The organism is Streptantibioticus cattleyicolor NRRL 8057 = DSM 46488, assembly GCF_000240165.1.
Classification (GTDB): domain Bacteria; phylum Actinomycetota; class Actinomycetes; order Streptomycetales; family Streptomycetaceae; genus Streptantibioticus; species Streptantibioticus cattleyicolor.
Genome location: NC_017586.1, coordinates 3,804,664 through 3,828,456 on the forward strand (window position 1 = coordinate 3,804,664; position 23,793 = coordinate 3,828,456).

Annotated in this window: 3 protein-coding genes (1 of these 3 only partly in view); all 3 read left to right on the forward strand. The window is 76.5% G+C overall.

Features of this window, described 5'->3' with window-relative positions:
• Tightly spaced (each overlapping or abutting the next), the 3 genes in view from SCATT_RS40350 to SCATT_RS40355 form a layout consistent with a single transcriptional unit that may run on beyond the window.
• Complete coding sequence (locus SCATT_RS40350) at positions 1-13,827, forward strand: SDR family NAD(P)-dependent oxidoreductase (protein ID WP_014144298.1); 13,827 nt, start codon at positions 1-3, stop codon at positions 13,825-13,827.
• Positions 13,824-18,584 (forward strand): non-ribosomal peptide synthetase, encoded by a 4,761-nt coding sequence (locus tag SCATT_RS16900; RefSeq protein WP_014144299.1) that lies wholly within the window; start codon positions 13,824-13,826, stop codon positions 18,582-18,584. Before SCATT_RS40350 ends, SCATT_RS16900 begins: the two co-directional genes overlap by 4 nt.
• Positions 18,585-23,793, forward strand: partial view of an SDR family NAD(P)-dependent oxidoreductase gene (locus tag SCATT_RS40355; protein WP_014144300.1) — the 5' portion only. The gene runs 14,957 nt beyond the window's last position; the window shows 5,209 of its 20,166 coding nt (coding positions 1-5,209); the start codon lies at positions 18,585-18,587; the stop codon falls past the right edge of the window.

Sequence of the window (23,793 nt, forward strand, 5' to 3'; positions counted from 1 at the left end):
GTGGAAGCGCACCTGCCCATTCGCTCCCGTCTGACCCTCACCAGCGCCAACCCGCTCGTCGCGGACCACCGGGTGCACGGTGTCCGCACGCTGCCCGGCGTGACCTTCCTCGACATCGTCCACCGGCTGCTGGCGGCGCGCGGCATCGACCCGGCCACCAGCGAGCTGCGCGACATCCTGTTCACCGAACCGGTGGTCACCACCGAGGAGTTCGACCGGGAGATCGAGGTCGAGGTGGCCCCGCACGGCGACCACCACCAGGTCACCGCGCGCAGCCGCGACCTCCGCGACGGCCGCCCCACCGGCGCCGGCTGGCACCGCCACCTCCAGGCCCGGCTCCGCCTCGACGTGCCCTTCCCCGCCGCCGACCTGGCGCTGGACGAGGTACGCCGCCGGGCGGCGCGCCAGGAGGACGTGGAACGGGTCTACACCCTCGGGCGGGCCGCCGAGATCCGGCACTACCCGTTCATGAAGGCGCTCGGCACCATCCACCACCACGACGGCGGCGTCCTGGCCGACCTGGCGCTGGGGGAGGAGGCCCGCGCCGGCCACCAGGACTTCCTGCTCCACCCGGCGCTGCTGGACGCCTCCACCATGCAGAGCTACGCGCTGGCGTTCACCGGTGAGGAGAGCGACCCCCGGCCGCTGATCCCGTTCCACATCGCCTCGTTCCGCGCGGCCGGTCCGCTCGGCGACGCCTGCGTGGCCGACCTGCGGGTGACCGACCCGGTGGCGCGCGCGGCCGACGTGCTCCACGTGGACATCGGGCTGCACGACGCGCGCGGCCGGCTGGTGGCCCGGTTCGAACGGCTGGCGCTGAAGCGGATCAGGTCGCGGGAGCTGATCACCCGGCTGACCCGCCCGGAGGAGCGCCCCGCCGCGCCCGAGCCCCCGGCCCCGCCCGTGGTCCCCGCCGCGGCCCCGGAGCCCGCCGCCGGCGACCACCTGGAGCTGGTCCGCGGCCAGGTGGTGGCGGCGGTACGGGAGGTGCTCGGCGACCCGGGCGCGGCGGTGGAGACCGACCGCGGCTTCTACGAACTCGGCCTGGAATCGGTCCACTTGCTGGGTCTGGTGCGGGCCCTGGAGGAGCGGTGGGGGATCGAGCTGTACCCCACGCTGCTGTTCGAGTACACCACCGTGGACAGCGTCGCCGAGCACCTGGCCGGCAAGGTCCCGGTCGCCGCGAGCGCCGCCGCCCCGGAGCCCGCCCCGGCCCCCGTACCGGACGCGGACGCCGACGCCGCCGGGACGCTGTGCTTCGCGGGGGAGTGGTCCCCCGCGCGGGCCGCCCCCGCCGCCCCCGCGCCGGCCGGTCCGCTGCTCGTCCTCGACGAGGACGACGACCTCGCCGGGGCGCTCGCCGCCACCGCCGACGTCGTCCTGGCGCTGCCCGGCACCGGCTTTAGGCGGCTGCGCCCGGGGGTCTACGAGGTGCGGCCCGACGCGGTCGAGGACCACCGGCGGCTCCTGGCCGACCTGGCCGCCGAGGGCCGCGCGCCCCGGGCCGTGGTGCACCGGCGGCCGGCCCCGGACCCGGCCGGGCTGCCGGAGGCGGTCGAGCACGCCTGCGTGGCGCTGCTGACCGCGTGCCGGGCGCTGCTGGAGACCCCGGGCGAGGACCCGCTGCCGCTGCTGCACCTGGCCGCCGCCGCCACCCCGGCCGCCGCCACCGTCCCCGGCGCGCTGGCCGGCCTGGCGGCGACGGTCCGCATCGAGCAGCCCCGGCTGCGGCCCACCGTGGTCGAGCTGGCCGGCCCGGCGGACCTGGCCGAGGTGGTCTCGCGCGAACTGGCCGACACCACCGAGGCGTGGGTGCGCCACGAGGACGGGCGGCGCCTGGTGCGCCGTTACCGCGAGCTGCAACTGGACGGCGCGGCGGGGGAGTTGCCGCTGCGCGAGGGCGGGGTCTACCTGGTCGGCGGCGGCAGCGGCGGCCTCGCCCGGCTCTTCGCCGCCCGGCTGGCCGGCACGCCCGGCGCCCGGGTGGTGCTCTTCGGCCGCTCCGAGCCCGACGAGGCCACCACCGCCGCACTGCGTGCCCTGGGACGTGACGGCTCCCGGGTGGAGTACGTGCGCGCCGACGTCACCGACGCCGCCCAGGTGGCCCGGCTGGTCGCCGACGTCCGCGCCCGGTACGGCGCCGTGCACGGTGTCGTCCACGCCGCCGGGGTGCTGCGCGACGCCCTGGTGCGCCACAAGACCGCCGACGAGGTACGGGACGTGCTCGCCCCCAAGGTGCGCGGCGCGGTCCACCTCGACGAGGCCACCGCGGCCGAACCGCTGGACTTCTTCGCCCTGTTCTCCTCCGTCACCGGCACCGTCGGCAACGCCGGGCAGGCCGACTACGCGGCGGCCAACGCGTTCCTGCACGCCTACGCCCGGCACCGCGCGGCGGCCGGACGCCCCGGGCGCACCCTGGCGCTGGGCTGGCCGCTGTGGGCGGACGGCGGGATGCGCACCGACGCGGCCACCGAGGCGTACTTCCGGCGGCACGGCCAGACCCCGCTGACCCAGGGGCCCGGGACGGCGGCGTTCCTCGCGGCGCTGCGCCACGGCGGCGAGGAGTTCGTCCTCTTCCACGGCGACCGGGAACGGGTGCTGCGCTCGCTGGACCCGGCGGTGCCCGGCGCCCCGTTCACGCTGCGCATGGCCGAAGCCCACCGCGCCCCGGCGGCCCCGGCCGCCGCCCCCGTCCCCGCCGCCGACCGCGACATCGCCGTGATCGGCCTGGCCGGCCGCTACCCGATGGCCGCCGACGTCGACCGGCTGTGGGAGAACCTGCTGGCCGGACGGGACTGCGTGACCGAGATCCCGGACGACCGCTGGCCGCGGGAGGGCTTCTTCCACCCGGAGCGCAACACCCCGGGGCGCTCGTACAGCCGGTGGGGCGGCTTCCTGGCCGACGCCGACCGCTTCGACCCGCACTTCTTCCAGATCACCCCGCGCGAGGCGGAGTCGATGGACCCGCAGGAACGGCTCTTCCTGGAGACCGTCTGGCACACCATGGAGGACGCCGGATACACCCGGGAACGGCTGGCCGGCGGGCGGGTCGGGGTCTTCGCCGGGGTGATGTTCAACCAGTACCAGATGCTGGGCCTGGACGCCCCCGGACAACTGCCGATGCTGCCGACCTCGTTCTCCTCGTCGGTGGCCAACCGGGTGTCGTACTTCTTCGACTTCCACGGGCCGAGCCTGGCGCTGGACACCATGTGCTCGTCCTCGCTGACCGCGATCCACCTGGCCTGCCAGAGCCTGCTGTCCGGCGAGTGCGACACGGCCTTCGCCGGCGGCGTCAACGTGGCCGCCCACCCGTACAAGTACCTGTACCTGAGCCAGGCCGGGTTCGTCTCCGGCGACGGGCGGTGCCGCAGCTTCGGCGAGGGCGGGGACGGCTACGTGCCCGGCGAGGGCGTGGGCGCCGTGCTGCTCAAGCCGCTGGCGAAGGCGCTGGCCGACGGCGACCGGATCCACGGCGTCATCAAGGGCAGCGCGGTCAACCACGGCGGCCGGTCCGGCGGTTACACGGTGCCCAACCCGGCCGCCCAGGCGGAACTGGTCCGCGAGGCGCTGGAGCGCGCCGGGGTCACCCCGGACGGCATCGGCTACCTGGAGGCGCATGGCACCGGCACCGCGCTGGGCGACCCCATCGAACTGACCGCCCTGGACCGGGCCTTCGGCGCCGCCGGGACCGGCACCGCGCCGGTGCCGATCGGCTCGGTCAAGTCCAACGTCGGCCACCTGGAGCCGGCCGCCGGGATCGCCGGGCTCACCAAGGTGCTGCTCCAGATGCGCCACCGCACGCTGGCCCCCTCGCTGCACGCCGAACCCCTCAACCCCAAGGTGGACTGGGCCGGTTCGCGGTTCCGGGTGCAGCGGGCGGCCGAACCGTGGCAGCCGCGGACCCGTCCCGACGGCACCCGCGAACCGCTGCGCGCCGGGATCAGCGCCTTCGGGGCGGGCGGCGCCAACGGCCACCTGATCGTCGAGGAGCCCCCGGCCGCCGCCGAAGAGCCGTCCACCGCGCGGGCCACGGGCCCGTACGTGGTCGTGCTCTCGGCCCGCAAGAAGGAGAACCTGCGCCGGCTGGCCGAACGCCACCTGGAACGGCTCACCGCGCCCGGTGCCGGCTCCGCCGCCTCCGACGTGCTGCCGCGCCTGCGGACGCTCGCCGCCGAGCTGTTCGGGCTCGCCGGACCGGTGCTCGACGCCGGGGTGACCCTGGACGAGTGGGGGCTGGACGCGGCCGACCTGCGCCGCTTCGAGCTGGAGATCGGCGAGCGGCTGGCCGGTGAGGCGCCCCGGCTCGACCTCGGCTCGACGCTGGAGGAGATCGCCGGCCGGCTGGCCGCCTCCGGTGCCCCCGGTGGCGTCGCCCCCGGCACGCCCTCGCTCGCCGAGATCGCCTGGACCACCCAGACCGGCCGCGACGCCCTGGAGGAACGGCTCGCCCTGGTGGTGGCCGACCGCGGCCAACTCGCCGCCGCACTGCGGGCGTTCCTGGACGGCCGCGAGGACCCGGCCCGCGTCCACCACGGCACCGTCAAGCGTCCGGTGACCGGCCGGGAGAGCGAGGTGCGGCGGGCGCTCGCCGAGCGGGACGCGACCGCGCTGGCCCGGCTGTGGACCGCCGGCGCACCGGTGGAGTGGCGGGCGCTGTACCCGCAGGGCACCCCGCGCCGGGTCGCGCTGCCGTCGTACCCGTTCACCCGGCGCCGCTGCTGGGTGCGGACGGCGGGCGAGGCCGCGCCGGAGCGGCCCGGCGCGGAGTTCACGTACACCGCCGCCTGGCGGCCGGTGCCGGACGCCGGGGCGGGAACGGCCGTGCCGGGCGGGCCGGTGCTGGTGCTCCACCCGGCGGCCGGCCGTCCGCTGGCCGAGGCGCTGGCCGCACGGCACGCCGGGGACCGGGTGGTCCTGGCCGAGCTGGGCACCCGCACGGTCCGCCACGGCGCCGGACGGTGGCAGGTGGACGCCGCCGACCCGGCCGGGTTCGCCGCGCTGCGGGACGAACTGGCCGGGGTGCGCACCGTCTACGTGCTCGGCGGTCTGGCCGGCCACGACCCGGGTGCCGCCACCGGGGGCCTCGCCGAGCTGGACCGGCGCGAGGCGGCCGGGGTGCGGGCGCTCTTCCACTGCGTCCAGCGGCTCGCGGTGCCGCTGGCCGGCGGGCGGGACCTCGCCTGGCGGATCGTGACCTGCGGCGTGTGGTCGGTGGCCGGGGAAGAGGTGGCCGACCCGTACGCGGCCGGGCTGTCCGGGATGGCCCGGGTGCTGGAGAACGAGTACCCCGACTGGCACGCGCCGGTGATCGACCTGCCGGCCCCGCTGCCGGACGCGGACGACGCCGGGGCGTGGGCGCGCGTCGCCGATCTCGTCGCCGGGACCGCGGGGCGCGGCACGCGGATCGCGGTGCGCGACGGGGTGGCGTACCGGCAGGAACTGCGCCCGGTGACGCTGCCGGAGCCGGCCGCCGAGCGGTTCCGCACCGGCGGCACCTACGTGGTGGTCGGCGGCGCCGGCGGCATCGGGCTGGAGTTCGCCCGCCGCCTGGCGCACGACCACGACGCCCGGGTCGCGCTGATCGGCCGCAGCCCGCTGGACGAGGAACGGCGCGCCCGGATCGCCGAGGCCGACCCGGACGGCGGACGACTGCTGTACGTCCAGGCGGACGCCGCCGACCCGGCCGCGCTGCGCGCCGGACTCGCCCGCATCCACGCCGCGTTCGGCCCGGTGCACGGCGTGATCCACTCGGCGCTGGCCAACACCAGCGGCCTGCTGCGCAACCTGGGCGAGGCCGAACTGCGGGCCTGCCTGGCCGCCAAGTCCCAGGTGGCGGTGGCACTCGCCGAGGTCTTCGGCGGTGAACCGCTCGACTTCCTGCTGCTGTTCTCCTCGGTGCAGTCCTTCCTCGGCACCCCCGGCCTGGCCAACTACGCGGCCGGCTCCACCTTCCTGGACGCCTACGCCCAGGCGCTCGACCAGCGCGTGCCCTACCCGGTGCGCAGCGTCAACTGGGGCTACTGGGGCACCGTCGGCGCGGTCTCCGGCGAGAAGTGGCGCACCACGCTGACCCGGCAGGGGTTCTTGTCGATCACGCCGCGCGAGGGATGGCGCACCGTGCTGCGGGCGCTGCGCGGCGACCCGGCGCAGGTGCTGGCGCTGCCGGCCGAGGCGCCGCTGCTGGAACGCCTCGGGCTGGCCGCCGCGGAGCCCCCTTCCGCAGAGCTGCCCGGCACGGCGCTCGCCCGGCGCGCGGCGGCTCCGGTGACCGACGGCTCCCCGGCCATCGGCGACTACCACGCCCTGGAACGGGCCACCGCCCGCGTCGCGGCCGGCCGGCTGCTGCGCGTCCTCGACACGATGGGCGCCTGGCCGGCCACCCCCGACGCGGCCGACGCGGACACCATCGCCCAGCGCACCGGCGTCGTCCCCCGCTACCGCCGGCTGCTCGACGAGATCCTGGTGATCCTGCGCGACGCCGGCCAGGTACGCCAGGACCAGGGCCGGTTCACCCCCGACCCCGGCGCGCTGGACGCCTGCCGCCGCGCCGACCACACCGCGGAACTGGACCGGCTGGCCGACGGATCGGGGCCGCTGGACGTCTTCCCCCGGCTCCTCGCCCTGTGCCTGGGCCGCTACCCCGAGCTGCTGCGCGGCGAACTCCTCGCCACCGACCTGCTCTTCCCCGCCTCCGGCATGTCGCTGATGGAGGGCGTCTACAAGGGCAACCCGATCAGCGACCTGTACAACGACACGCTGGGCGCCGCCGTGCTGGCGTACGTCACCGCGCGCGTGCCGCACCTGGCGCCGGGCGAGAAGATCCGCCTGCTGGAGGTGGGCGCCGGCACCGGAGGCACCTCGGCCGGGCTGCTGACGGCGCTCGACCCGTACGCCGACCACCTCGACTACTGCTACACCGACCTGTCGGCCGCCTTCCTCGACCACGGCCGCCGCGCCTACGCCGAGGGCCGTCCGTACCTGCGCTTCAAGCGGCTCGACGCGGGCCGCCCGCTGACCGCCCAGGGCTTCGAGGCCGGCGGCTACGACCTGGTGGTCGCCGCCAACGTCCTCCACACCACCCGGGACGTCGAACGCACGGTCGGCGGCGTCAAGGCGGCGCTGCGCCCCGGCGGCTGGCTGGTGCTCAACGAACTCACCACGGTGACCGCGCAGATGACGCTCACCATGGGCCTGTTCGACGGCTGGTGGCAGCACGACGACGCGCACCGCCGGCTCCCCGGCTCCCCGCTGCTCGACGCCCCCGGCTGGCACCGGCTGCTGACCGGGCTGGGGTACGAGGACGTGGTGGCGCTGCCGGAGGAGGCGGCGCGCGGGCTCAACTTCCAGCACGTGGTGGTGGCCCGCGGCGACGGCGCGGCGGTGCCGGAGCCGGCCGGCGCGCCCGGGGCGGCCGAGGTGTCCGCCGCCGAGGCGGTCAGTGCCGACGCGGCCGGGGACGACGCCGTCACCCGTTTCCGGCACGAGCTGACCCGGCTCACCTCGCAGACCTCCGGCATCGCGCTGGAGGACCTCGACCCCGACCAGGACCTGGGCTCCTTCGGCTTCGACTCGATCAGCTACACGCTGCTGGCCGGACGCCTCAACGAGACCTTCGGCCTGGGGATCACCCCGACCGTCTTCTACGAGACGGCCACCTTGCGGGCGCTGATCGACAAGCTCGCCGCCGACCACCCCGAGGTGCTGCGCGCCCGCTACGGCGACCGCCCGGGCCCGCAGGCCCCCGCCCCCGTTCCCGTACCGTCGCCGTCGCCGTCGCCGGAGCGGCCGGAACGGGCGGAGCGGCCGGACGGGGACGACGCGGTGGTCGTCGTCGGCATGGCCGGACTGCTGCCCGGCAGCGACGACCTGGACGACTTCTGGCGCCATCTGGTGGCCGGCGACGACCTGGTCACCGCGATCCCGGCGGACCGCCCGGCCGCGTTGCGGGCGCTGCCCCACCGGGGCGGCTTCGTCGACGGGGTGGACCGCTTCGACCCGCTGTTCTTCGGCATCTCGCCGCGCGAGGCGGAGGGCATGGACCCGCAGCAGCGGCTGCTGCTCCAGACCGTCTGGGCGGCGCTGGAGGACGCCGGCATCGCCCCCGGCACCCTGGCCGGATCCGACACCGGGCTGTTCATCGGCGCCGGTTCCACCGACTACCAGGAGCTCCAACTGGCCGCGGGCGTCGAGCCGGACGCCTTCGGGGCCACCGCCAACACCCACTCCATCCTGGTCAACCGCGTCTCCCACCTGCTCGACCTGCACGGCCCCAGCGAGCCGGTCAACACCGCCTGCTCCAGCTCGCTGGTGGCGCTGCACCGGGCGGCCGAGGCGATCCGGAGCGGCGCCTGCGAGGTCGCCGTGGCCGGCGGCATCAACGTCATCCTCTCCCCCCACAACTACCTGCTGCTCGACCGCACGGGCATGCTCAGCCCGGACGGCGCCTGCAAGACCTTCGACGCCTCGGCCGACGGCTTCGTCCGCGGCGAGGGCGTCGGCCTGGTGGTGCTCACCAGCGCCCGGCGGGCGGCCCGGGCCGGCCACCGGGTACGCGGCCGGCTGCTGGGCAGCGCGGTCAACCACGGCGGCCGGGCCCGCTCGCTCACCGCCCCCAACCCGGCCAGCCAGGCGAAGATGCTGGTGGCCGCCTACCGGCGGGCCGGGGTGGACCCGACCACCGTCGGCTACCTGGAGACCCACGGCACCGGCACCTCGCTGGGCGACTCGGTCGAGGTCAGCGGGTTGAAGACGGCCTTCGCCGAGCTGCTGCGGGAGGCCGGGACGACACCGCCGGCCGAGCCGTGGTGCGCCCTGGGCGCGGTGAAGACCACCATCGGCCACCTGGAGTCGGCGGCCGGCATCGCCGGAGTGCTCAAGGTGCTGCTCGCCATGGAGCACGGCACGCTGCCGCCCTCCCCGCACGTCCGCGAGGTCAACCCCTACCTCCAGCTCGACGGCAGCCCCTTCCACCTGCTCGGCGAGGCCACCGCCTGGCCCCGGCGGCGGGACGGCGGCGGCCGGGAGATCCCGCGCCGGGCCGGGGTCAGCTCCTTCGGGTACGGCGGGGTCAACGCCCACGTGGTGCTGGAGGAGCCGCGGCCGGTGGCCGACGGCGGTCAACAGCCGCCCGCCGTACCGGTGTTCCCGCTGTCCGCCCGTACCCCTGGGGCGCTGCGCCGCCGGGCCGCCGACCTCGCCGCACACCTGGCGGACGCCGCCGCGCCGGCCCTGGCCGACGTGGCGTACACCCTCCAGACCGGCCGGGACCCCATGGAGCACCGGCTGGCCGTGGTGGCCCGCGACACCGCCGCGCTGACGGCCGCGCTCACCCGGTTCGCCGCCGACGGCACCGCCGACCCGGCCGCCGGGGTCTTCACCGGCGAGGCCGTCCCCGGCGACCCGCCGGCCGCGCGGGGCACCGCCCCCGAGGAACTGGCCGGTGCCTGGGCCGCCGGGGCCCGGGTCGACTGGGCGGCGCGGTACGCCGGGCACCCGGCGCGGCTGGTGCCGTTGCCGACGTATCCGTTCGAGACGACGCGGTACTGGTTCGAGGAGCCGCCCGCCCCGGCGGCCGAGCTGGCCGCGCCCGGCGCCGTTCCGTCGTACGTACCGGGGTGGACGCCGCTGGAGGGCGCGCTGCCGGAGCCGGAGGCGGTGGACGGGCCGGTGTGGCTGGCCGGCACCGAGGAGTCGGCGGCGACGGCGGACGCGCTGGCCCGGCTGCTGGCGCCGCGCCAGGTGGTGCGGGTGCGGCTGGACGGGCCGGACCCGGTGGACTTCGACGCGCTACCGGCGCCGGGCGCGGTGTACTTCCTCGGCGGGGTGCGGCGGCCCGCGATCGGCGGGGTGCTGGAGCAGACCGCCGAGCTGGCGGCCGGTGAGGCCACCGGGGTGCTCGCCGCGTTCCGGCTGGTCAGGTCGGTGCTGGGCCGCCCCGGTGCCGGGCGCGGGCTGACCTTGACGCTGGTCACCAGCGACGCCTGCCCGGTCGCCGGCCGCCCGGTGCGCAACCCGTACCAGGCGCAGCTGTGGGGGTTCGCCCGCGCGGTGCGCCACGAGTGCGCCGCGTGGCGGGTGGCCGTGGCCGACCTGGACTGGGACGAGACGGTACGGGACCCGCACGGCGCGGCCCGCCGGGTGCTGGCGGCCTCCGCCGTGCCCGGCGGCGAACTCGCGGTGCGCGACGGGCGGGCCCACCGCCCCCTCCTGCGCCCGGCGGCCCGGCCGGACGCGCCCCGCGACCGGTTCCGGGAGAACGGCCTGTACCTGATCACCGGCGGCGCCGGGGACATCGGCTCGGACGTCGCCGGGCACCTGGTGCGGCGGTACGGCGCCCGGGTGGCGCTGCTCGGCCGGGGCCCGCTGGACGCCGGCCGGCGCGCCCGGCTCGCGGTGCTCGACCCGGGCGGCGAGCGCGCCCGTTACTTCCAGGGCGACGCGGCCGACCCGGCCCGGCTGCGGGCGGTGGCCGACGAGGCGGCGGCCTGGGCCGGGCGCCCGGTGGACGGCGTCCTGCACGCCGCCAACGTGCTGCGCGACCAGGCGCTGCACACCGCGGACGAGGCCCGGTTCCGGGAGGGTCTGGAGTCCAAGACCCGCACCACGGCCGCGCTCGTGGAGGCGTTCGGCGACCGGCGCCTCGACTTCCTGCTGGTCTTCTCCTCCGTGCAGTCGTTCCTGGGCAACCCCGGGCAGAGCGGCTACGCGGCGGCGTGCACGTTCCAGGACGCCTACGCCCACGCGCTGGCCGGCCGGCTGCCGTACCCGGTGCGGGTCGTCGACTGGGGCGTGTGGGGCTCCTCCGCGCTGGCCGAGCGCCACCGCGAACGGATGGAGCAGGCCGGCGTCATACCGATCCCGCCCTCTTCGGGGCTGCAAGCGATGACCGATGTCCTCGGCCAGGAGGTAGTGCAAGTGGCGGTGGTTTCCGGGAACGAGAGGTTCCTGGCCGCGCTCGGCGTGGCGGACCGGACGAGTACGCCGCAGGCGGCCCCGGCCCAGGCCCCGGCCGGCCGGACGGACCCGGACGGGCCGTGGTGGGCCGAGCGGCTGCGGGCGGACGTGCACGCGCTGGTGTGCGAGGCGGCCAAGGCCGGGCCCGAACTCCTGCGCCCGGACGCCCAGTTGAGCCGATTCGGCTTCGACTCGATCGCGTACACCCGGCTCAGCCACACCTTCAACGACGCCTTCGGGCTGGAGGTGACGCCCGCGTTCTTCTTCGGCGTGGCCACCTCCGACGAGCTGGCGGAGAAGACCGCGCGCAGCCATCCGGACGAGCTGACGGCGCACTACGGCGGGCAGGACCCGGCCGCCGCCGAACCGGCGCCGACGACCGTGGAACCGGCGGCCGTTCCGCAGACGCCCGCCCCGGCTCCCGCCGCCCCGGCGCCCCGCGCGCTGCCCGACGACGACGCCGTCGCCGTGGTCGGCATGGCCGGACGCATGCCGCAGTCGGACGACCTGGCCGAGTTCTGGGCCCATCTGACGGCCGGCGACGACCTGGTGACCGAGATCCCGCCGGACCGCTGGAACTGGCGGGACATCTACGGCGAGCCCGCCGACGGCGAGTTCCGGACGGTCGTCAAGTGGGGCGGCTTCATGCGCGGGGTCGACGAGTTCGACCCGATGTTCTTCGGCATCTCGCCGCGTGAGGCGGAGGCGATGGACCCGCAGCACCGGCTCTTCCTCCAGGCCGTGTGGTCCTGCCTGGACGACGCGGCGATCCGCCCGTCCGCGCTGGCCGGCACCGACACCGGGGTCTTCCTGGGCGCCTGCACCTACGACTACTTCGAGGTGCAGCACGCCCTGGGCACCCCGCTGGACGGCTACAACTCCACCGGCCGGGCGCACGCGGTGATGGCCAACCGGGTCTCCTACCTGCTGGACCTGCGCGGGCCCAGCGAGACGGTGGACACCGCCTGCTCCTCCTCGCTGGTGGCGCTGCACCGCGCGGTGGAGGCGATCCGGCACGGCGACTGCGAACTCGCCTTCGCCGGCGGGGTCCAGCTGCTCGCCTCGCCCACCCTCTTCGTCGACATGAGCCAGGCCGACATGCTCAGCCCCAACGGCCGCTGCCGCACCTTCGACGCCGCGGCCGACGGGATCGCGCGCGGCGAGGGGGTCGGCGTCGTCCTCCTCAAGCGGCTCTCCGCGGCGATCGCCGACGGGGACGTCATCCACGGGGTGATCCGCGGCAGCGCCGTCAACCACGGCGGGCGCACCAACTCGCTGACCGCCCCCAACCCCGAGGCGCAGGCCGCCGTGGTCGTCAAGGCCCACCGGCGGGCCGGGACCGACCCGCGCACGGTCACCTACGTGGAGACCCACGGCACCGGCACCGCGCTCGGCGACCCGGTGGAGATCGACGGCCTGAAGTCGGCCTTCGCCACGCTCTACCGGGACTGGGGGGTGACCGGGGAGCCCGCGGCGCACTGCGCGCTGGGCGCGGTGAAGAGCAACACCGGCCACCTGGAGGCCGCGGCCGGCATGGCCGGGCTGCTCAAGCTGCTGCTGGCGATGAGGTACGGCACGCTGCCGAAGAACCTCCACCTGGAGACCGTCAACCCGTACCTGCGGCTGGACGGCAGCCCGTTCCATCTGCTGGACGAGGCCCGGCCGTGGCTCCGGCCGCGGGACGAGCGGGGCGCGCCGGTGCCGCGGCGCGGCGCGGTCAGCTCGTTCGGCATCGGCGGGGTCAACGCCCACGTGGTGGTCGAGGAATACCTGCCCGAGCCGTCGGACGCGGCGGCGCGGGAGGGCGGCCCCGGGGTCTTCGTCCTCTCCGCCCGCGACGCCGACCGGCTGCGCGAGTACGCCGCCAGGTTCCAGGCGTGGCTGGCCGAACCCCCCGCCCACGTCGGCCTCGACGCGGTCACCCGCACCGTGCAGACCGGCCGCGAGGCCATGGCGCACCGGCTGGCGATCGTCGCCGACGGCCTGGCCGACCTGCGGACCAAGCTCACCCGATGGCTCGACGGCGAGCAGGACGTGGCCGGGGTGGTGACCGGTACCGCCGGTGAGCCCGGCGGCGCGGCGCAGGCGCTGCTCGACGGTCCGGAGGGCCGCGAGTACGTGCGCATGGTGGTCGCCGTCCGCAAGTGGGACAAGCTCGCCCGGCTGTGGACCGCCGGGGTGGACCTGGACTGGTCGGCGCTGTGGACGGGCCGCGAGGCGCCGCGCCGGGTGCCGCTGCCCGCGTACGCGTTCGCCCGCGAGCGGTACTGGGTACGTCCCGGCGCCCGGTTCGACCACGCGCAGGCCGCGGGGCTGACGGCGGCGCCCCCCGAGCCCGTGACGGCACCCGATCCGGTACCGGCGCCCGAACCGGTGACGGCACCTGAACCCGCACCGGCCCCGGCGCCCGCTCCGGGGGCCGCCACCGGGTACGCCGGACCCTCCGGGACCGCCCCGGTCGTCCTGCCGGACGAGGACGCGCCCGTGGTGCCGGCCGGGGAGCTGACCGGGCTGGAGGAGCGGATCACCGGGCTGCTCGCGCGTCACCTCGGGGTGGAGCGCGGACGGCTGGCCCCGGAGCGGAGCCTGGTGGAGTACGGGGTGGACTCCCTCGGCCTGCGCAGGCTCGCGCGGGCGCTCAACGCGGAGTTCGGCATCCGGATCCCGGCGCGGTTCTTCACCACCAACGGCTCGGTACGCGGGATCGCCCGCAAGCTGGCCGAGGCGTTCCCGGCGGAGCTGGGCGGCACCGTGCCGCAGGCGGCGCCAAAGGAGGACGGCGCGGACGTCCGGTCGTTGCTGGCGGGGTTGCGGGACGGCCGGCTCGACGTGGCCGGCGCGCTCCAGGAGCTGGAGAAGGGGACGCTGCGATGAACGCCGTCGTCAAGGAGGTCCTCGCGGCGGTCGCCGACGGCACGCTCACCGAGGAGCAGGCGCTGCCGCTGCTGCGCCGGCTCGCCCCGGAGCCCGCCACGGCCCCGGAGCCGGCGCCCGCCGACGCCGCGCCCACCGGCCCGTACCCGCTCAGCCGGGGCCAGGCCGCGCTGTGGGCGATCCACCTGGCCGCGCCGGAGGGCGCCGCCTACAACCTGCCGATGGCGCTGCGGCTGCGCCCCGACGTCGACCTCGACGTGCTGCGCCGCGCGGTGGAGGCGGTGGTCGAACGCAACCCGGGGCTGCGGATCAACGTGCGCTCCGGGCCGGACGGCCCCGAGCAGCGGATCGCCGAGCGCGCCTGGACCGTGACCGACCTCGACCTCGGCCCGCTCACCGAGCAGGAGCTGACCGAACGGATCCGCGGCCTGGTCCGCGTCCCGTTCGACCTGGAGCGCGACCCGCTGTACCGGGTGTACTTCCTGCGCGGTCCGGCGTCCGGGCCGCTGATGCTGCTGCTGTTCCACCACCTGATCACCGACGGCGTCTCCAGCCATCTGATGCTGCGCGACATCGTCGCCGGGTACGCCTCGCTGACCCGCGACGGCACCCTGCCGGAGCCCGAACGGCGCACCCCGTACGCCGAGTTCGTGCGGTGGCAGCGCCGGATGCTGGCCGGGCCGGAGGGCGCGGAGCACCGGGCGTACTGGAGCCGTGAGCTGGCCGGGGCCGGCACCGCGCCGGTGCTCGACCGGATCGCCGACCACCGGCGCGGCGGCGCCCCGTCGTTCCTGGGCCGCAGCGTCCAGTTCGAGCTGGACCCGGACGCCTGGCAGGCGGTGCGCGGCGCCGCCCGGGAGTTGGGGCTCACCCCGTTCAGCGTGGTGCACGCCGCCTTCGTGGCGCTGCTGCACCGGCACACCGGCGTCACCGACATCCCGGTGTCGGTGCCCACCGACGGCCGCGCCGACCAGCGGTTCGACCGCACCCTGGGCTACCTGATCAACCCGGTGGTGCTGCGCACCGGGTGCACCGCGGACACCACCGCCCGGCAGCTGATCGAGTCCGTCCACGACCGGCTGCTGGCCGCCGAGGACCACAGCGCCTACCCGTTCGCCGCGGTCGTGGACGACCTGCGGCGCGGCGGCCACCCGGAGACCTCCTTCGACATCGGCTTCTACCTCCAGCAGGGGGTCGGCCGCGACCTGGACATGGACGCCGGGCAGACGCTCTTCACCGACGCGCTGGCGATCACCCAGGAGGGCGAGTCCGACCTGGTGATGGAGGTCGTGGTCCGCGGCGACCGGGCGCTGGTCCACCTCAAGTACGACCCCGAGCTGTTCGAGCGGGCCACCGTCGAGCGGCTGGCCGGCCACTACCGGCTGCTGCTGGACCGCATGATCCGCCAACCCGACCGGCCGATCGGCGAGTTCGAGCTGCGCACCGCGGACGAGCGGGAACTCGTGCGGCGCGCCAACGACACCACGGCCGGCCACCCCTGCCACCTGACCGCCGTCGACCTGGTCCTCGCCCAGGCCGCCCGCACCCCCGGCCACCCGGCGCTGGCCGACGCCGAGGAGACCATCGACTACGCCACGCTCGCGCACCGCGTCGAACTGCTCGCCGCCCGCCTGCGGGAGCGCGGGGTGGGCCGCGGCTCGCTGGTCGGGGTGGCGGCACGGCGGCGGGCCGGGCTGGTGGTGGCGCTGCTCGCGGTGCACCGGGCCGGGGCCGCGTACGTGCCGCTCGACCCCGCCTTCCCGGCGGCCCGGCTGGCGTACATCGCCGAGGACGCGGGGCTGGCCGTGGTGGTGACCGACAAGTCCTCCGCCGACCGCCTCCCGGCCACCGGAGCCGCGCCGGTGGTGCTGGACGACGTCGACTGGACCGCCGCCGCCCCGCCGGCCCCGCCCGCCCGCCGCCACCCCGAGGGCACCGTCAACCCGGACCCGGCCTACGTGCTCTACACCTCCGGGTCGACCGGGGAGCCCAAGGGCGTCGAGGTCGGCCACGGCGCGCTGGTCAACTTCCTGTGCGCGATGGCGGAACGCCCCGGGTGCACGGCGGACGACCGGCTGCTGGCGCTGACCACGGTGAGCTTCGACATCGCCGCCCTCGAACTGCTGCTGCCGCTGACCCGCGGCGGCACCGTGGAGATCGCCCCGGAGGAGGTGGCCAGGGACGGCATCGCGCTGGCCGAACGGCTCGCCGCGGCGCCGGTCACCATGGTGCAGGCCACCCCGGCCACCTGGCAGATGCTGCTGTCGGCGGGGTGGACCGGGCGGCCGGGGCTGCGGGTGCTGTGCGGCGGCGAGGCGCTCACCCGGGACCTCGCCGACAAGCTGCTCGCCCGCGCCGACGAGGTGTGGAACATGTACGGGCCCACCGAGACGACCATCTGGTCCTCGGTGGAGCGGGTGCGCCGGCACCGCCCGATCGGGGTCGGCACCCCGGTCGACAACACCCGCCTCCACGTGCTGGACGGCGACGGACGGCCCGTCCCGTTCGGCGCCGTGGGCGAGTTGTACATCGCCGGGCACGGGGTGGCCCTCGGCTACCGCGGGCGTACCGCGCTCACCGAGGAGAAGTTCCCCGACGGCGCCTTCCTCGGCGAGTCCGGCCGGGTCTTCCGCACCGGGGACGCCGCCCGCCACCTGCCGGACGGCCGCCTGGCGCTGCTCGGACGCCTCGACCGCCAGGTCAAGCTGCGCGGCTTCCGCATCGAACTGCGCGAGATCGAGGCCGCCGCGCGCCGCAGCGACCTGGTCGAGGAGGCCCGGGTGCTGCTGCGCGAGGACGTCGCCGGCCACCAGGCGCTGGTCGGCTTCGTGCGGCCGCCCGCCGGGCGCCCCGTACCGGCCGACCTGGCCGCGCGGGTGCGCGCCGAGCTTGCCGAGTGGCTGCCCGGCTACATGGTCCCGGCCCGGGTGGTGCCGCTGGAGTCGTTCCCGCAGACCCCCAACGCCAAGATCGACACCGGTCCGTTGCAGCGGCTGGAGCTGGACGAGATCGTGCGCCGCCACGGCCACCCGGCCGCCCGGCAGCCCGAGCCGGAACCGCCGGCGGCGGACGGCGTGGCCGGCCCGGCCGCCGACGCGGACGCCGCCGACCCGGCCGGGGAGCTGCGCACCCGGCTGCGCGGCTGGGTGGCCGAGATCGCCGGGGTGCCGGAGGAGGAGGTCGCCACCGGGGAGCCCATCGGCGACTACGGCTTCGACTCGATCCGCTTCACCCGGCTCAGCGCCCTGCTGCGCGACCGGCTCGGCGTGACCGTGGCGCCCACCGTCTTCTACGGCCACCCCACGGTGGACGCGCTCACCGCCCACCTGCTGCGGCGCTTCCCCGACGAGCTGGCGGCCGTACCCCGGCCCCGTACCGCCGCGCGGGTCACCGCGCCCGTCGCCACCGCCGCCGCCCCGGCGCCGGCTCCGGCGAGCGGCTACGAACCGGTGGCCGTCGTCGGCATCGGCGGCCGGCTGCCGGAGTCGGAGACGCTGGAGGAGTTCTGGGACCACCTGGCCGCCGGACGCGACCTGGTGCGCCCCTACCCGCTCGAACGCGGCTTCTCCCGCGCCCTGTTCGGGCGGTACGCGGACGGCGACCCGGCGGCGTTCTCCGGCTCGTACGTCAAGGACGTGGCCGCCTTCGACGCCGCGCTCTTCCGCATCTCGCCGCGCGAGGCGGCCCAGATGGACCCGCAGCACCGGCTGCTGCTGCACGCCGCCCGGCAGGCGATGGAGGACTCCGGCACCGCGCCGGGCGCCCTGTCCGCCACCCGCACCGGCGTCTTCGTCGGGATCAGCGGCGCCGACTACTTCAGCCTGCTCGGCCACGAGCGCCGCAGCGACGACCACTTCCTGATCGGCAACGTGGCCTCGGTGGCCGCCAACCGCATCTCCCACCTGTTCAACCTGCACGGCCCCAGCACCATCTACGACACCGCCTGCTCCAGCTCGCTGGTGGCCGTCCACCGGGCGGTCCGGGCGCTGCAACGCGGCGACTGCGACGCGGCGCTGGCCGGCGGGGCCAACCTGCTGCTGTCGCCGTACGGCTTCCTGGGCCTGCGCCGGGCCGGGATGCTCAGCCCGGACGGCCGCTGCAAGACGTTCGACGCGCGCGCCGACGGCTACGGGCGCGGCGAGGGCGTCGTCCTGCTGATGCTCAAGCGGCTGGCGCGGGCACGGGCCGACGGCGACCCGGTGCACGGCGTGATCATCGGCTCGGCGGAGAACCACGGCGGCCGGACGCACTCGCTGACCGTGCCCAACCCACGGGCCCAGACCGACGTCGTCTTCCGCGCCCACGACGCGGCCGGCGTCCCGCCGGAGTCGATCGGCTACATCGAGGCGCACGGCACCGGCACCGAACTCGGCGACCCGATCGAGGTGGACGGGCTCAAGGACGCCTTCGCCCGGCTGCTGGAACGCAAGGCCCCGACGACGGGCGAGCCGAGGATCGCGCTCGGCTCGGTGAAGACCAACATCGGCCACCTGGAGGCGGCGGCCGGGGTGGCCGGGGTGGTCAAGGTGCTGCTGGCGATGAAGCACCGGACGCTGCCCGGCCTGGTCCACCTGACCAGGCCCAACCCGATGCTCGACTTCGACGGCAGCCCCTTTCGCCTCCAGACCCGCACCACCGCCTGGGAGCCGTGGTGCGACGACGGCGGCACCGCCCACCCCCGGCGGGCGGGCGTCAGTTCTTTCGGTATGGGCGGCAGCAACGTGCACGTGGTGCTCGAAGAGGCAGAGGAACGGTAGATGGAGCAGAAGCAGACGACCTCTGCGCGCGGTGACGTCCTGGTGCTGTCGGCGTCCGGCCCGCGGCAACTGGCGCAGTACGCCGACGCCGTGGCCCGCTGGATCACCGCCCGCCCGGCCGAGGAACCCCCGGCCGCGCGGCGCACGCTGCGCCGGCTGACGTACACCTTGCAGACCGGCCGCGAGGAGATGCGGGAACGGCTGGCCGTGGTGGTCACCTCCCTCCCGCAGGCGGCCGAACGGCTGGCCGCGTTCGCCGCCGACCCGGACGGCGGCCACGGCGTCCTGCGCGGCACGGTGACCGCCCGCCCCGACGACGGGGCGGCGGACGCCGCCGACCCCGCCGCGCTCGCCGCCCACTGGGTACGCGGCGGCACGGTCGACTGGTCCGCCCTCCACGACGGCGACCGCCCCGCGCGGCTGTCGCTGCCCACCCCGCCCTACGACGCCCGTCCGTACTGGGTGGCGGAACCGGACGCCGTCGCCGGGCTGTCGGCCCCCGTCGGCCATCCGCTGGCCGGGGCGCCGGACGCGGACGGGACCGCGTTCTCGGTGACGCTCACCGGCGCCGAGTTCTTCCTGCGTGACCACGCCTTCGGGGAGCTGAAGGTGTTGCCGGCGGTGGCGGCGCTGGAGTTCGCCGTGGTCAACGCCGCGCGTACCGGGCGGGGTCCGGTGCGCGGCGTCGGGGACGTGATGTGGTCGCGGCCGGTGGTGGTGGCCGGGGAGCCGGTCGAGGTGACGTTGGGGCTGACGGCCACGGAGGAGGGCGCCGACTACGAGGTCCGCCGGGGCGGCGAGGTGTGCTCGGCGGGGCGGATCGGGTTCGGTGAGCCGGTGCCGCCGGTGGCCGGCGAGGACGTGCTCGACCTGGCCGCGATCCGTGCCCGCTGCCCGCGTCCGGTGACCGGTGAGGAGTGCTACGCGCTCTTCGACCGGCTCGGCGGCGGTTACGGGCCGAGTTTCCGTCCGCTGCGCTCGCTGGTGTGCGGTGACGCCGAGGTGCTGGCCCGGATCGAGGCCCCCGAGGCGGTCGGCCTGCCGCCCGCGACGTTCACCCTGCACCCGTCGGTGCTCGACGGCATGCTCCAGGCCGCGCTGTGGACCAAGGCCGACCCGGACGCCGTACGGGAGCGTGAACTGCCGTTCGCGCTGCGCGAGTTGGAGGTGTACGGGCCGCCGCCGGCGGCCGGCTGGGCGCACGCCGTGCCGTCGGCCGGCGGCGCCGGGCACGACCTGACCCTCACCGACGACGAGGGGCGGGTGGCGCTGCGCATCCGCGGGCTGCTCACCCGCGCGGTCGGCCAGGGGCACGCGCTGCGCCCCGGGCAGGAGCCGGCCGCCGGGACGTTCGCGTTCGAGGAGGTGTGGTCGGCGGCGCCGGTGACCGCCCCGGCCGCGGTGGACGGCGGCACGCTGGTGATCACCGCCGAGCCGGACCCGGCGGCACTGGCGCCCGGCGCCGAGGTGCTGGCCGTCACCCCCGGCACCGGTTCCGGGGTGACCGCCGGAGGCCGCCGGGTGGCGCTGGAGGGGGCCGGCGACTGGGCGGCGCTCTTCGCCGACCTGGCCCGCGACGGCCGCCTGCCCGCCCTCGTGGTGTGGGACGGCGTCACCGTCCCGGCCGCCGACGGCCCGCCCGAGGCCACCGCGCTGCGGCTGACCGCGCTCTTCCAGGGCTGGTCCGCCGCGCGCACCGGACGCCCGGTGCGGCTGCTGCACCTGTACCCGGAGACCGGCGGCACCGACGACGCGGTGGCCGCCGCGCTGGACGGCCTGGCCCGCACCATCGCCAACGAGCAGCCCGACTTCCTGGCCTGCGCGGTCGCCGTACCGCCCGGCCCGGTCGCGGTACGGGCGCGCGCGGTGGCCGAGGAGTCCGGGGCGCCCGAGCACGAGTTCGCCGTGCGGTACCGGGACAGCGGCCGTCAGGTGCGCCGGTGGCGCGCGGTGGCCGGCTTCGGCGAGGGGACGGTCGCGGCGCCGGAGGTGCGGCGGGACGGTACCTACCTGGTCACCGGCGGCCTCGGCGGCCTCGGCAGGCTGCTGGTGGGCCACCTCGCGGCCGGCGCGCCCGGGGCCCGGTTCGTGCTGGCCGGACGCTCCCCGCTGGACGCGGCGGGCCAGGCCGGGCTGGCCGCGCTGCGGGAGACCGGGGCCGAGGTGGAGTACCGGGTGGCCCGGCTCGGCGAACCCGGCGCCGCCGAGGAGCTGGTCACCGGCGTCCTCGCCGACCACGGCGGGCTGCACGGCGTCTGGCACCTGGCCGGCACCACCCGCGACGGCTTCCTGCTGGGCAAGGACCCCGCCGAGCTGACCGAGGTGCTGGCCCCCAAGGTGCGCGGCACCCTCGAACTCGACCGGGCCACCGCCGGGTTGCCGCTCGACTTCTTCGTGCTGTTCTCCTCGATGTCCGGCGCCGCCGGATCCCCGGGCCAGGCCGACTACGCCTACGCCAACCGTTTCCTGGACGCCTTCGCCGCCCGGCGCGAGGAGCTGCGCCGCCAGGGCCGCCGCGCCGGGCGCACCCGGTCGCTGCTGTGGTCGCTGTGGGCGGACGGCGGCATCCGGATGCGGATGGACGCCGCCGCCCAGGAACGCGCCGCCGGCCAGGTGGGGCTGCGCGCCTTCCCGGCCGAGGTGGGCTTGCGCGCGCTGGACGCCGCCCTCGGCCACGACGGCGACCACCTGCTGCTCGCCCACGGCGACGGGGAGAAGCTGGCCCGGCTGCTGGAGTCCGCCGCCCGCCGCCCGCTGCCGCGCGCCACCGCACCGGCCGCGCCCGCCCCGCGAGGCCCCGGAGCCGGCGACGACCTCCAGGCGCGCGCCGAGGAACGCCTCAAGGAGATCCTGGCCGGCGCCTTCGGCATGCCCGCCGAGGAGATCGACCCGGACACCGCGTTCCAGGAGTACGGGATCGACTCCATCCTGATCATGGACCTCAACCGCACCCTGGAGGAGCACTTCGGCCCGCTGCCCAAGACGCTCTTCTTCGAGTACCGCGAACTGCGATCGCTGGCGGGCTGGTTCGCCGGCCACCACGCGGACCGGCTGGCCCCGCCGAGCCCGGCCGCCACCCCGGCGCCCGTCGCCGTCCCCGCAGCCGCGGCCGACCCCGCCCCGGCACCCGTTCCCGCCCCGGCGCCCGCCGACGAGCCGGTCGCCATCATCGGGGTCAGCGCCCGCTTCGCCGGCTCCGACGACCTGGACGCCTTCTGGGAGAACCTGCGCGCGGCGCGCGACCTGATCACCGAGATCCCCGCCGACCGCTGGGACTGGCGCGACTACGACCAGGCCACCGAGGCCGACCGGGAGGCGGTCTACAGCCGCTGGGGCAGCTTCCTGGAGCGCATCGACGCCTTCGACCCGCTGTTCTTCGGCATCTCCCCGCGCGAGGCGGCCATCCTCGACCCGCAGGAACGCCTCTTCCTCCAGACCGCCTGGCACACCCTGGAGGACGCCGGCTACACCCGGGCCGCGCTGCACGGCAGCCGCGTCGGGGTCTACGTGGGCGCGATGTACTCGCTGTACCAGCTCTACGAGGCCGACAACGGGCGGATCGCCGCCTCCTCCTACGCCGCGATCGCCAACCGCGTCTCGTACACCATGGGCTTCGACGGGCCCAGCATCGCGGTGGACACCATGTGCTCCTCCACGCTGAGCGCCATCCACCTGGCCATCGCCGACCTGCGCTCCGGCCAGGCCGAGGTGGCGCTGGCCGGCGGGGTCAACCTCCATGTGCACCCGTACAAGTACCGCTTCCTCGGCCAGGGCCGGTTCACCTCCAGCGACGGGCGGTGCCGCAGCTTCGGCGAGGGCGGGGACGGCTACGTGCCCGGCGAGGGCGTCGGCGCGGTGCTGCTCAAGCCGCTGTCGAAGGCGCTGGCCGACGGCGACCACGTCTACGCCACCATCCTGGGCAGCGGCGTCAACCACGGCGGGCGCACCAACGGCTTCACGGTGCCCAACCCGACGGCGCAGGGCGAGCTGATCGGCGAGGCGGTGCGGGCGGCCGGCATCGACCTGGGCTCGGTCTCCTACGTCGAGGCGCACGGCACCGGCACCGCGCTCGGCGACCCGGTGGAGATCCGCGGCCTGACCAGGGCCTTCGAGGCGGCCTCGGCGGCCCCGGGCAGCGTGCCGATCGGCTCGGTCAAGTCCAACCTGGGCCACCTGGAGTCGGCGGCCGGGATGGCCGCGCTCTGCAAGGTGCTGGTCCAGCTCGAACACCGCACGCTGGTGCCGTCCATCCACTCCGAGGTGCTCAACCCCAACATCGACTGGCAGACCTCGCCCTTCCGGGTGCAGCGCGAACTCGCCGAGTGGCGCTCGCCGGACGGCGGTCCGCTGCGCGCCGGGATCAGCTCGTTCGGCGCCGGCGGGGCCAACGCCCACCTGGTGGTCGAGGAGCACCGCGCCGCCCCGTCCCGGCAGGGCACCGGCGGCCGGCAGCTCTTCCCGTTCTCCGCCAAGACCCCGGAACGGCTGCGCGAACTCGCCCGCCGCTTCGCCGGCTTCCTCACCGCCCACCCCGGCACCGACCCGGCCGCGGTGGCGTACACCCTCCAGACCGGCCGCGAGCCGCTGGACGACCGGCTCGCCGTGGTCGCCACCACCACCGCCGAACTGGCCGCCGCGCTGGCCGCGTTCGCCGACGGCGGCCCGCTGCCGGCCGGCTGCCACCAGGGCAGCGCGCGCGGCACGGCCCGCGAGCGCGGCGCCCGGGCGGCGAAGGACGCGGTGCGCTCGGCCGCCGAACGCCGGGACGTGGACACCCTCGCCGAGCTGTGGGTAGGCGGCGGCGCCCCCGAGTGGCGGCTGCTGCACGAGACCGTGCCCGGCCGGATACCGCTGCCCGGCTACCCGTTCGAGACGATGCGCTGCTGGATCACCGACGGCGACACCCCGGCGCACCGCAGGACCGGCGGCGCCGCGCCGGCCGGGGCGCCGGACGGCGGCCACCCGCTGCTCGGCCCGGTGGACGCGGCCCGCACCCTGGACGCCACCTTGGCCTTCGCCACCGTGCTCACCCCCGGCCACCCGCTCATCCGCGACCACCAGGTGCACGGCACCCACCTGCTGCCCGGCGTCGCCGCGCTGGAGCTGGCGGTGGCCGCCGCCGCCACCGCCGGGCTGACCCACCCGTGCGTCCTGCGTGACGTGCGCTGGCTGCGCCCGCTGACGGTGACCGACGGGGAACGGCGCGCCT

Coding starts and splice junctions, on each gene's coding strand:
- SCATT_RS16900 (WP_014144299.1), top strand. CDS start 13,824: ATGAACGCCGTCGTCAAGGAGGTCCTCGCGGCGGTCGCCGACGGCACG.